This is a genomic window from Centipeda flueggei ATCC 43531 (assembly GCF_000160695.1).
GTDB lineage: Bacteria > Bacillota > Negativicutes > Selenomonadales > Selenomonadaceae > Centipeda > Centipeda flueggei.
Genome location: NZ_GG694008.1, coordinates 155529 through 167672, shown reverse-complemented (window position 1 = coordinate 167672; position 12144 = coordinate 155529). Strand labels below are relative to the sequence as shown.

Genomic DNA, 12144 nt, shown 5'->3' with positions numbered 1-12144 from the left:
AGCCTCCTGTATCGTCCATGGCGCCCCACCACCGCAAAGATCCCCCTCTAAGGCATTGGGGAACGAGGACTGCCGTGCGAATGCGCGGCGATGGAGGCGTTTGAAGGATACGTCTGCTGAAGCTTAGGAGGATACGATGGACTTTACATCACTTGGCGTGCCCGAGCCGCTCGCGGCGGCACTGGCTGCGCACGGCATCACGGAGCCGACGGAGATCCAGCGGGAGGTGATTCCTGCCGCGTGCACAGGCGAGAACCTGATCGGCGAGGCTCCGACGGGGACGGGCAAGACGCTCGCCTACCTCCTGCCCGCACTCATGCGCATTGACCCCGCCGTGCGCGCGGCACAGGTACTCGTTCTCGCACCGACGCATGAGCTCGCGATGCAGATCGCGGGCGCCGCGCGGGATCTTATTCAGGCGGCAGGGCTCTCTGTCGGCGTGCAGGCCCTCATCGGCGGGGCGAATGTACAGCGGCAGATCGACGCGCTGAAGAAAAAGCCGGCGCTCATCGTCGGCTCTGCGCCGCGCATCGTGGAGCTGCACCGCCTCCGCAAACTGAAACTGCAGGAGGTGCGCCTCTGTGTACTCGATGAGTTCGACCGCCTCCTCGACAAGCAGCACAGTGCGGAGGTGCGTGCCGTCCTGCACCTCCTGCCCCGTGAGCGGCAGATGCTCCTCCTCTCGGCGACAGCGGCTGCGGCGGCTGTGCATGCGGCGGAGGAACTCTGCGCACTGCGCATCATCCGTGCGGCAGTGCAGGAGACGACGTGTGAAAACTACTATCATATTGTGCCGTTTCGTGATAAAATAAAGGCTGTGCAGAAATTGACGCGCCGCCTGCCGATTCGGCGGGGACTGGTCTTTGTCGGGCGCAGCTTTGACGCAGAAAAAGCGTCAGAGAAGCTGCAGTACGAAGGCATTCGTGTTGCCGCCCTGCTCGGCAGCGAGCGGCGCGATCAGCGGCGCGCCGCTCTCAATGCAATCCGCACGGGGCGTGTACAGCTTCTCATCTCCACCGATCTTGCTGCGCGCGGCCTGGATATCGAGGATGTGGACTATGTCGTTCAGGTCGATTTGCCCGAGGACGTGCGCACCTATCGTCACCGCGCAGGACGGACGGCACGCGCGGGCAAGGAGGGCACAGTCATCTCGCTTGTCGATGCGAAGGAAGTGGAGCGGCTGAAAGCCCTCGCTGTCCGCATGAAACTTGATTTGAAAAAGATCAATTGATGTTCCTTCCCAAAGGAGGCCTTGATTCGTGGACATATTGCCCACACTACTCGATTTACTGCTCGTTGTTTTTCTGATTTTCATGAATGGGTTCTTCGTCGCGGCAGAGTTCTGCTGTGTCAAAATCCGTCCGTCACGTCTGGAGACCCTGATCGCCGAGGGCGTCAGCCGTGCAAAGTACGCGAAGCAGCTGACCGATCATCTCGATTCCTCGCTGTCTGTGACACAGCTTGGCATCACGCTTGCTTCACTTGGCCTCGGCTGGGTGGGTGAGCCGGCGATTGCCGTGCTGATCCTGCCTGTCACGCAGAGTGTCGGACTCCCTGATGAGGTCGGGCACACGGCTGCGCTTGCCATCGCCTTTACGCTCATCACCTCGCTCCATATCGTGCTCGGCGAGCTGACGCCGAAGTCCATGGCCATCGCCAACGTGGAGCGCATTCTTCTCGCAATTTCCTTTCCCATGGTACTTTTTGGCCGCGTGATGCGCCCCTTTGTCTGGGTGCTCAACACGGTGGCCAATCATATCAGCCGCAAGCTCGGCTACGAGGCCAAAGGCGAAAACGAGGATGCCCATACGGAGGAGGAGATTCGCCTCCTGATGAAGGAGAGTTATCGTCAGGGACTCATCAACAGCACGGAGGCGGACTTTGTTGACAAGGTGTTCTCCTTTACGGAACTGAATGCACGTGAAATCATGGTGCCGCGCACGGATATGATCTGTCTCTATCTGGATGACTCGCCCGCAGAGCGCATCAAGACCATCCTCGAGGAGCAGCAGACACGCTACCCGGTCTGCTATGAGGATAAAGATCATATCATCGGATTTATTCATGTCAAGGATCTCTTGGCACCGCTCATGCGCGGTGAGCAGCTGAACCTGCGCCGCTATATTCGCAAGGCGCTCATCGTGCCCGAGAGCATGGACGGGAGTATCCTTCTGCGCACGATGCAGGAGCAGGGATATCAGCTTGCCATCGTGGTCGATGAGTATGGCGGGACGGCGGGTATGGTGACCGTCGAGGATATCATCGAGCAGATTGTCGGCGACATCCGTGATGAATTCGATGTCGAGCGTGAGAGTGTCGAGTGGCGTGATCTCGATATCTGCTCCATCGATGCGAAGCTGCTCCTTGAGGAGGTCAACGATCTTCTCGGCATACGCATCGAGGACGAGGATGTGGACAGCATCGGCGGCTGGCTGTATGACCAGCTCGGTGAGGCACCGCGCGTCGGGCAGATGGCGGCACACGAGGGTGCACTGCTCTATGTGGAGGAGGTAGACGGCATCCGCATCACGCGCGTACTCGTTCGCCTTTCCCATACGATGCTTGTGGTGCAGGAGCTGCCGGCCGCACATGGAGGAAAATGACAGTGGCGTTTGACCGTGCACACTATGATGCGATTGTCAATGCCTTTACGATTGACGCAGAGGAACTGCGTGAAGTGGCGGCAGATTTTCGGCAGGATATGCGGCTCGGGCTCATGGGCTCCCCTGACTCCTCCCTGCGGATGCTGCCGTCCTATCTTGGACTGCCGACAGGAGAGGAGCGCGGCGACTATCTCGCACTGGACTTCGGCGGGACCAATGTGCACGTTGTGCTCTACCGTCTCCTGGGAAATGGGAAGTACGACGTCCTTTCCCAGACGGCAAAACCCCTGAAGGTGGACGGCATCTATGACTTCATCGGTCCAGAGGCGACGGGGAAGGAGATGTTCGATTTCATCGCGGCACTCGTTGATGAGACGGTCGGCGGTGATCACGAGACGCCGTATTTGCTTGGGCATACCTTCTCCTTTCCGTCGCGGCAGACGAACATCAACGATGCACGCCTCGTCATCTGGACAAAGGGGTTCGCGGCGCGCGGCGTGGAGGGCGAGGCGGTCAACGATCTTCTGTGGGAGGCACTCGTGCGGCAGGGGCTGACGAACGTCACGCCGATCGCCGTCATCAACGATACGGTCGCTGTCCTGCTCGCCGCCGCCTACGTAAAGGGTGATACCGCCATCGGCGCAGTCTATGCGGCGGGGTACAACACGTGCTATTTGGAACCATATACAGGGACGGCACAGCCGCCGATGATCCTCAATATGGAGTCGGGAGGCTTCCGCAAGCTTGTGCCGAACCGCTTTGACGCAGCACTTGATGCGGCATCGGAAAAGCCCGGCGAGCAGCGCCTTGAGAAGATGGCTGCCGGACGCTGCATGGGCGTGCTTTTTGCCATGGCTCTCGCGGAGCTTTTGGGCGAGAAGGGATGCACGTATGGCTTTACCAGCATCGACCTCAGTCGGATGCTGGCAGATACGGGCGGGGAGACTGCCGCTGCCCTTGTTCGTACGCGGACGGGAGTGGAGCTCTCCGTGCAGGATGCCGTATGCGTGCGTGACCTTGCACATGCCGTCGTTGCCCGTTCTGTGCGGCTCATCGCAGCGACATTCGTCGGAACGCTGTGGCAGATCACGGGAAGCGGAGAAATGCGTCCGCAGCACATTGCCGTGGATGGCTCGATATATGAGAAGATGCCGCTCGTGCAGCAGAACATGATGCGCGCCTTCTCCGAGCTTCTCGGTGAGGACGCAGCAAAGGCAGACACCTTCCTCTCGTGCGGCGGCTCGGGACTAGGTGCAGCACTCGCAGCGGCAATGGCGGCACGCGGATAGGAAAGCCTTTCACTATTTTTGTGTAGCAGAAGTAAAAATTTCTTCTTGCGTATTTTTTCGAGATGTGATAAGATTGAGATAATTAAAGAAGGAGAAAACCTTCATACAACAAAATAGCGGACTACTGAAGTATGTAGATGAATTCGGTATTATGAGATATGACGAGAGTCTGTCTCCTAATACCGTTTTTTATTTGTAGGATAGCGCTTTATGATATGAAAGGAGGGGACGAGATGAAGGTTACGCTTACGGTGGAGAATGCTTCCGGTCTTCACGCACGCCCAGCAGCGATGATTGCAGAAGAGGCGGGACAGTTTCAAGCAGATGTGAAACTTCATGCGAATGGAAGAACGGCGGCTGCTACGGATGTCTTGCAGATCATGGGGCTTGGCATTACCTGTGGAACTGAGGTCACGGTAGAGGCATCTGGTGAAGAAGAGACAGCAGCGGTTTACACATTGGCCGGAATGCTGGCAGCAAAGAAGATTTATCGGTGAGGGCCGATCAGTTAAGCAAGATATTCTGATTGTGAGGTGACCATCATGGAATTTTTGAATGAAATCTTAGCATTGGGACCAACGGTCATGATGCCCGTGATTTTCTTTATCTTGGGTATTTGTTTCCGATTGTCCGTGGGCAGAGCTTTTGAAGCGGGAATGCTGGTCGGCGTTGGATTTACCGGGATTAACCTGATTGTATCCATGCTTCTAAATAGTCTGGGGCCTGCATCGGAGGATATGGTTGAGCGCTTTGGTGCGAGCCTGACGGTTATTGATGCCGGTTGGGCAACAAGCGCCGCAATCGGATGGTCGTCCCCCCTCATCCCACTGGTTGTGCCGGGGGCAATCATTTTGAATATTGTGCTGTTGGCGTTAAAGCGAACGCAGATCTTGAATATCGATATATTCAATTACTGGCTAATTCTCCTGCCGGGCTCGATGGTTTACTATGAGACGGGGAGTCTGATGCTCGGCACAGCCGCGGCACTTATCCTGTATTTGATCGCGTTTATCATTGGAGATAAAACAGCGCCGGCGATTCAGAAGATGTACAACATCAAAGGGGTCGCGTTTGTTCATGCCACATGCGGTGTCTATGTCCCGATCGGTATAGCGGTTAATGCCATTATTGAACGGATTCCGGGACTCAACAGGATCAACCTCAGTCCAGAGGGAGTCATACAGAAACTTGGCGTCCTTGGAAAACCGATTACACTCGCAACCATTCTTGGTGCAGGAATGGGCATCCTTGCCGGTTGGGGCGTTGGTCAATGTGCCTTCCTGGCGGTTCAAGTGGCTGCCGTTATGATCCTGCTGCCGAAGATGGTGGAGATCACCGTCGAGGGAGTTATGATTGTTCGCGATCAGGCAGAGACGGTACTCAAGAGAATTTTTCCGGGACGGGAGTTCAATATCGGCATGGATACCGCTCTTCTGATCGGAGAGCCGTGCATTATTGCGACAGGCCTCCTTCTTATTCCTGCCACGCTTTTCATCTCGATCATTTTGCCGGGGAACCGCATGCTTCCGTTTGTCGACCTCGCGTCGATCGTGTTTGTCATTTCTATGGTTGCGCCATTCTGTAAGCGCAATATGTTCCGTATCTTTATTACAGGGCTTTTTATCGTGACCATTGCACTTTATGCGGGCAGTAATCTGTCGGGCATTTACGGCGTAGCAGCCGATCAGGCGAATGTGCGCCTGCCGAGCAATGTAACCTCGACGGAACTGGGGAATTTGGTGTCGGCATATAATACACCTGTTGGCTGGGCGCTGGTTAAAGTGGGTGAACTGATCGGAAAGTAAAAGGGGTGGATGTAGATGAAACTCATTGGGATTGGTGATCTCCTGATACCGTCACGGTATATAGAAGAGGGGTTTTCCCGCTATCGTGCCAAGGGGGTCGATGTTGAGGTCGTTGACTGGCCGCTGAAAGACTATGAGGAGCTGCAGAGCATCAATCTGCAGGTCGAGACACAGGGAAGCGAAGTCTATGCGGTGCCGGACGCGCTCATCGCGAAACTGCGTGATGCGGAGATCCTTATTACACAGTTTTGTCCGATCACAAAGAAGGTGATCGACGCCTGCACAAAACTGCGGTTCATCGGTGTTCTGCGCGGCGGCTACGAAAATGTGAATGTGCCCTATGCGATGCAGAAAGGGATCACAGTCTATCATACGCCGGGACGCAATGCGACAGCTGTTGCTGACTTTACTGTTGGGATGATTCTGGGCGAGTGCCGCAATATTGCCCGTGCCCATGCGAACCTTAAGGAGGGACGCTGGGTTCGCGACTATGCAAATGCTGCATCGGTACCCGATCTGGAGGATAAGACGGTCGGCATTATCGGACTGGGGCAGGTCGGACAGAAGGTTGCCAAGCGCCTGCGTGGCTTTGATGTACGGCTGATCGGCTACGATCCCTATGTGGATGTGTTGCCGAATGATGTCACGCGTGTTTCTTTTGACGACCTGCTCGTACAGGCGGACTTCGTGACGATTCATGGACGCCTAACAGAGGAGACGAAGGGGCTGATGAATGCGCGTGCATTCTCCTTGATGAAACCAACGGCGTATTTTATCAACACGGCGCGCGCCGGGCTTGTTGATGAAGCTGCTCTGTACGCGGCACTGAAGGAAAAGCGCATTCAAGGGGCGGCACTTGATGTTTTTGAGCATGAACCGCTTACTGGAGATGATCCGTTGGTCGGTCTCGATAATGTTACCATCACGCCGCATTTGGCAGGTGGGACAGTCGATGCATTCCTGCATTCTCCTGTCTTGCTTTCCCGTGAGATGGAGGGGAGTCTTTCCGGTGATCTGACATCGCGCTGTATTGTACGGCAGAAATGAGGTGCACAATGGAGTTCGGTTTACAGGGAAAAAATGCACTCGTGATCGGTGGTACAAAGGGCCTTGGCCGAGCGGTATGTGAGCTCTTTGCACAGGAGGGAGCGAATGTTATTGCCGTCAGCCGACATGGAGATGAATGCACTGCACTTGCCGCGGATCTGCAGAACAGGTACGGCATACGTTCTGCGGGAATCGCATGTGATCTGAGCAGCAGCCACCGCAATGATGTCGTGCGCAGAGCACTTTCCGCATTCGGTACGCTGGACATTCTCGTCAATGCTGCCGGAATATGGCCGCAGTCCTATGTCCTTGATATGGAGGAAGAGGATTTTCGGCATACCTTGGAGGTCAATCTGATCAGTCCGTTTGTCTTATGTCGTGATTTTGCACGCTGTTTGGTCGATCAAAAAAAGCCGGGAAAGATTGTGAATGTCGTGTCGCAGGCTGCATTTTCCGGATCTACGACGGGACACGCACATTATGCGGCTTCCAAAGGCGGATTGGTGTCCTTTACGATTTCACTTGCACGGGAACTTGCATCACATCGTATCAACGTCAATGCAGTTGCGCCCGGCCTTATGGAGACTCCTATGGTTCATGAGGCACTGAAGACGCGCAGGGATTATTACTGTCAGCGGATTCCCTTAGGCAGAGTCGCCGAGCCGGAGGAAGTCGCATACAGTATTCTCTTTCTGTGTTCGAACAAAGCAGACTACCTGACAGGAATTACACTCGATGCCACAGGCGGTATGCTGATGCGGTAAATGATTGAAAGGAGGGACTGTCATGGCAAAGTTTTTGATTGGCATTGATGCCGGAAACACGTCGAGTAAGGCGGTTGTTTTTGATGAAGGGGGGAAGATGGTCGCATCATCTTCCACGAAGAGCTCTGAGCGTATGCATCTTGCACCGCGCGGCAGGGGCTTTGAAGAATTTGATGTCGATGAGCTCTGGAGCATGGTTTCCCAATGCATCAAGCGTGCGATCGGGAAGGCTGGGGTTTCTGCAGAGGATATTGCCGGGGTTGGTGTGACGTCGTTCGGCAATGGTGTCGTGTTTCTCGATGAGAGCGGCTGGTCCATTGCCCCTGGATGTTTTTCACAGGATTACCGCGCCAATGACATCATTTCTTTGTATCAGAAGGAAGGCACATACGATAAGATCAACCGTATGGTACATGGAACACTGTTCGCGGGCGAGCCGGGGCCGATTCTGCGCTGGTACAAAGAGCATGAGCGTCCTGTCTATGACAGAATCGGCAGCGTGTTGATGTTCAAAGACTACTTGATGTATCGGCTGTCCGGTCGGTTTGCTACAGATCTCAATGTCTTCGGCGGTTCCTTCATGGTTGACATGGACACGATGGAGTACTCGCGAGAGCTGATGGATCTCTATGGTATTCCCGAGATGTTTGACAAGTTGCCAGCGCTCTATTCGAGTCCGGAACAGATCGTCGGTACAGTGACGCAGGAAGCAGCAGAGATGACCGGCCTCAAAGAGGGCACTCCGATCGCCGCGGGTATGATGGATATTCTGGCAAGTCTTGTCGGAGCCGGAGCAACGGGCGATGGGGTGATCACATCAATCGCCGGATCATGGTGCATCAATGAGACGCATTCGGATCGTGTGATACCAAATGCATCGAGCAATATGCCCTACATTCACAAGAATGAGTATCTCAACTGTTCCTATACGGGAGCCTCCGCGACCAACTACGAATGGTTTCATCATGTCCTCGGAGATAAGGCGAGGCTGGCGGCTGTCTATGAACAACGCGACTATTATGATGTGCTGAACGAGTGGATTCTGAAGGCAGATCCGAATATGGACACACCGTATTTTCAACCGTTTGTTGCATCACCCAGTATCCATGTGAACGCACGCGCGGGCTTCAGCAACCTCAATATGCATACAAGCTACGGAGAACTGTGTTATGCTGTTGTCGAGGGAATCGCGTTTATTCATAAACATCACATCGATTTCCTGATCTCTGCCGGGTTGCCGGCAAAGCTCATTCGCCTGACCGGCGGCATGGCAAAGAGTTCTGTGTGGACGCAGATCTTTGCCGATACTATGGGACTTCCCGTAGAGGTCGTCGAATGTGACGAAACAGGAGCGCATGGTGTTGCCATTGTTGCCGGTATTGGAGCAGGCATATACAAGAACTATGAAGAGGCGTTTGCGCGTTCGGTCAAGCTGAAGCCTCGCGTTCTCCCCAATGCGGAAAAGGCCGCATTCTATCAAAAAAGATATGCGGAATGGCAGCGCCTGAATCAACATTTGCTGCGGTACTGGGAGGGAGGACAGGATGGATAGAACCTTCACGGTCATTCCGTCGGTACGGGATATACGGCATCTGGACCGAGCACTGAAATCATCCCAGGGCGAGATTTTGCTGAGTACGGTATCGCATATCGGAAATCTTGCCGAACTCACGACGCAATGCCACAAAAATGGACAGGAGGTCATTGTCAATCATGAGTTGATCGGAGGGCTCGGAACGGATGCGATTGCCTTTGAAATGCTGAAAAAAGCCTATAAGGTAGACACGGTCATTGGTTCGAACGCATATCACATCAGCAGGGCGAGGTCTGCCGGGTTAAAGACCATTTGGAAAGTCGCTCTTTTGGATTCCCTGTCGTTGGAAATGGCATTCCGCTCCATTGAAGTAACGAAGCCCGATGCCATTGAACTGAGGCCTGCGGTTTGTGCCTATGACTTCCTTGGTCAATTTCACAAGGTGTTTTCCGGCAGAATTTTTGCGAGTGGTTTTATCGATCGGAGTGAGTTTGCTGAGCGGCTCTGTCAGCGCGGGTTTGATGGGGTCATGACGAGCACGCAGTCCATGTGGGGTTGGTGTTCGCCCGACTGAGTCGGTGCATGAGGAGGGGTATCTATGGCTTTAGTAAATATGAACAAGATGCTGACGGATGCGCGCGCAGGAAAGTATGCTGTCGGCGCGTTTGATGTCAGCAATCTCGATATGGCTATGGCAGTGACTGAGGCTGCAGAGGAAAAAAAGTCGCCGGTCATTCTGATGGGGTTGGCTGTCGATCTTGTCGGTGATCGGCTTTCCTATTGGCTCGGATATTTGCGTAGAATTGCAGAAGCTGCATCTGTTCCCGTGGCTGTTCATCTGGATCATGCAGTGGATATTCCGTTCATCAAGCGGTGCATCGATGGAGGCTTTTCTTCGGTGATGTTTGATGGCTCTATGCTTCCTCTGGAAGAGAATCTGCGAAAGACAAGCGAGGTCGTCTCGTATGCACATCGGTTTGATGTCAGTGTAGAAGCGGAGCTCGGACATGTGGGGGACGGCATTGTCGGAAACAGCGAAATTGGGGCTGTGAAGAAGGATACCTTTGATAACCCTGATGATTTCCTTACACAGCCGAGTGAGCTGGCGGAGTTCGTTGCACGTTCCCAGGTTGATTGCATCGCTGTTGCTGTGGGAACGGCGCATGGACTTTACGTGCATAAACCGCACATTCATTTTGACCGGCTGCAGGAACTGAATGCAATATCGCCTGTTCCTATGGTGATGCATGGAGGATCCGGGACACCGGATGGGCTGATTCGTAAGTCTGTTGCCAACGGTATATGTAAGCTGAATATCTTCTCTGAGATGCTGACGGCATTTAACGGCACACTCAAGGAGGAGCTGCAGCATGCAGAGCATTTGGCCATATGGCCGCATCAGCTGTATCAGAAGCCGCTTGCTGCCCTGCAGGAGGTCGTGCGTCAGAAGATCGACCTGGTCGGCTCGGCAGGGAAGGCGTAAGGTCCTCATCTTTGAGGGTGTCCCTTCCCATCATACGGGAAGAGGGTGGTAAAGCTGTTGGAGGGAATCATTCATGGGAAAAACAAAGATTCTTTGTGTTGCAGATGGTGGTATCACTGTGAAGATGATGGAAGAACTGAGTGCATTGGAGAAGTTTGGCGCTGAAATTACCATTGTCGAAGATAAGGATATGTATGCGATGGGACCGATTACAGATCGTATGACCTTGATCGAACATGAGGGCATTGATGCTGCACCGACCTGCCAGGCACTCCTCGACAACTGTGCGGATAAAGATATTCTTGTCGTTCATGTGGCATCCATCAACAAAGAGGTCATTGAGAAGGCAAAGAATCTCAAGGTAGCAGCAGTTTTGCGCGGCGGCTATGAGAATGCGGATGTTCCCCGTCTTACTGAGAAAGGGGTAAAGCTCATTAACGCGCCATGGCGCAGCGCGAATGCAGTCGCCGATTTCGCTGTTGGCATGATGATCGCAGAGAACAAGAATATTGCACGCAGTCACCATTTGATTATGGAAGGGAAATGGTGCAAGAAATACGATAACCAGAGCTATATCCACGATATGCGCAAGATGACGGTCGGCATTATTGGTTATGGCTACATCGGTCAGCGCGTGAGAATGCGTCTGCAGGGTTTTGAGTCAAAGGTGATTGTTCATGATCCGTATGCTGATCCGAAAAAGTGTGCCGATCAGAATGTCGAATTTGTATCGCTGGAGGAGCTGCTGGAGCAGTCGGATATAGTGACGCTTCATCTGCGTCTGTCAGAGAAAACAGAACACTTTATCGGCAAGGCGGAGCTGTCCAAAATGAAGCAGACCGCGTATCTCATCAATACAGCACGTGCCGGACTGGTCGATACGAAGGCTCTGGCAGAGGCTCTGCGTGATCATGCCATCGGCGGTGCCGCGATCGATGTCTATGACGAGGAACCGCTGCCGATGGATCATCCGTATTTGAAGCTTTCCAATATTACCTTGACCAGTCATCTTGCCGGAACTTCCTGTGATACGATGATGACCTCCGTGGAAATTGGGATGGAGGATTTAAAGCGGTATCTTACTGGGGAAACAATGGTCAACGTTCGTAACTAAAAATATTGTCGTACTGCCGATCGCTGTCTGCGTATCGGCAGTATTTTCGTGTGCGGCAGGTTTACATAAAATCTTGTGGGAGAATATTCATGTTGAGACATTTCACTTGCCACTTTTGCGTAGTATGTGCTATCATAACTAAATGTAGTTGCGTATATTCGTTCAGGAAGGGGCTTTTTCTTGCTCACACTTTTAATGGTACTTGATGCAATTGTTGCGATCATTCTCATTGCGTCTGTGCTCGGACAGGAGGCAAAGTCTGCCGGTATGGGCGGACTGGACGGCGGCGAGGATACGGTGTTTTCGGGCAAGGCGCGCGGCATGGATGCGCTGCTCGCACGCGTGACGGTCGTGTTTGCCATTCTGTTCGGGGTAATTACGATCATCATTGCGCGGATGTCGAGTTAGGGAATCACTGATCAAATGAAGTCCGCCAGGTTGGCGTAGATTTTCCGTCGGCGTACGGGAAAAAGATGCATCAAGATGGCGGTGCTGAATTTATCGT

The 12144-nt window shown here is 53.6% G+C and carries 12 protein-coding genes; all 12 read left to right on the top strand.

The features are described 5' to 3' along the window. The first annotated feature begins 136 nt into the window (after positions 1 to 136). The 12 genes from HMPREF0908_RS08300 to secG all read left to right on the top strand — a co-directional run bounded on the left by HMPREF0908_RS08300 (position 137) and on the right by secG (position 12047). Positions 137 to 1231: a DEAD/DEAH box helicase gene (locus HMPREF0908_RS08300; protein WP_006691042.1), complete on the top strand. Its 1095-nt coding sequence runs from the start codon at positions 137 to 139 to the stop codon at positions 1229 to 1231. 28 nt (positions 1232 to 1259) lie between these two features. Beyond that, a complete protein-coding gene (locus HMPREF0908_RS08295) occupies positions 1260 to 2603 on the top strand; it encodes a hemolysin family protein (RefSeq protein ID WP_006691041.1) in 1344 nt (447 codons plus the stop codon). 2 nt (positions 2604 to 2605) lie between these two features. Continuing rightward, the gene (locus HMPREF0908_RS08290) at positions 2606 to 3892 is read left to right on the top strand and encodes a hexokinase family protein (RefSeq protein WP_211204799.1); all 1287 of its coding nucleotides are present in this window, start codon (positions 2606 to 2608) and stop codon (positions 3890 to 3892) included. Positions 3893 to 4125: 233 nt separating this feature from the next. Then, positions 4126 to 4389: an HPr family phosphocarrier protein gene (locus tag HMPREF0908_RS08285; RefSeq protein ID WP_039981417.1), complete on the top strand. Its 264-nt coding sequence runs from the start codon at positions 4126 to 4128 to the stop codon at positions 4387 to 4389. A 45-nt stretch (positions 4390 to 4434) separates the two neighbouring features. Continuing rightward, entirely contained in the window at positions 4435 to 5697 is a 1263-nt protein-coding gene (locus HMPREF0908_RS08280) for a PTS galactitol transporter subunit IIC (RefSeq protein WP_006691038.1), read from the top strand. Positions 5698 to 5712: 15 nt separating this feature from the next. Further along, positions 5713 to 6744 (top strand): 2-hydroxyacid dehydrogenase, encoded by a 1032-nt coding sequence (locus tag HMPREF0908_RS08275; RefSeq protein WP_006691037.1) that lies wholly within the window; start codon positions 5713 to 5715, stop codon positions 6742 to 6744. Positions 6745 to 6752: 8 nt separating this feature from the next. After that, positions 6753 to 7508: an SDR family NAD(P)-dependent oxidoreductase gene (locus tag HMPREF0908_RS08270; protein ID WP_009754090.1), complete on the top strand. Its 756-nt coding sequence runs from the start codon at positions 6753 to 6755 to the stop codon at positions 7506 to 7508. A gap of 22 nt (positions 7509 to 7530) precedes the next feature. Next, positions 7531 to 9060 (top strand): FGGY-family carbohydrate kinase, encoded by a 1530-nt coding sequence (locus HMPREF0908_RS08265; protein WP_006691035.1) that lies wholly within the window; start codon positions 7531 to 7533, stop codon positions 9058 to 9060. Further along, positions 9053 to 9616, top strand: coding sequence for a glycerol-3-phosphate responsive antiterminator (locus tag HMPREF0908_RS08260; RefSeq protein WP_006691034.1), 564 nt, complete (start codon positions 9053 to 9055; stop codon positions 9614 to 9616). Before HMPREF0908_RS08265 ends, HMPREF0908_RS08260 begins: the two co-directional genes overlap by 8 nt. 24 nt (positions 9617 to 9640) lie before the next feature. Next, positions 9641 to 10525 carry a class II fructose-bisphosphate aldolase gene (locus HMPREF0908_RS08255; protein ID WP_006691033.1) on the top strand — a complete coding sequence of 295 codons (885 nt, stop codon included), beginning with the start codon at positions 9641 to 9643 and terminating at the stop codon, positions 10523 to 10525. Between the two features lie 73 nt (positions 10526 to 10598). Next, on the top strand, positions 10599 to 11639 hold the full coding sequence (locus HMPREF0908_RS08250; RefSeq protein ID WP_006691032.1) for a 2-hydroxyacid dehydrogenase: 1041 nt from the start codon (positions 10599 to 10601) through the stop codon (positions 11637 to 11639). A gap of 195 nt (positions 11640 to 11834) precedes the next feature. Continuing rightward, complete coding sequence (secG, locus tag HMPREF0908_RS08245; protein ID WP_006691031.1) at positions 11835 to 12047, top strand: preprotein translocase subunit SecG; 213 nt, start codon at positions 11835 to 11837, stop codon at positions 12045 to 12047. Positions 12048 to 12144: the final 97 nt, after the last annotated feature.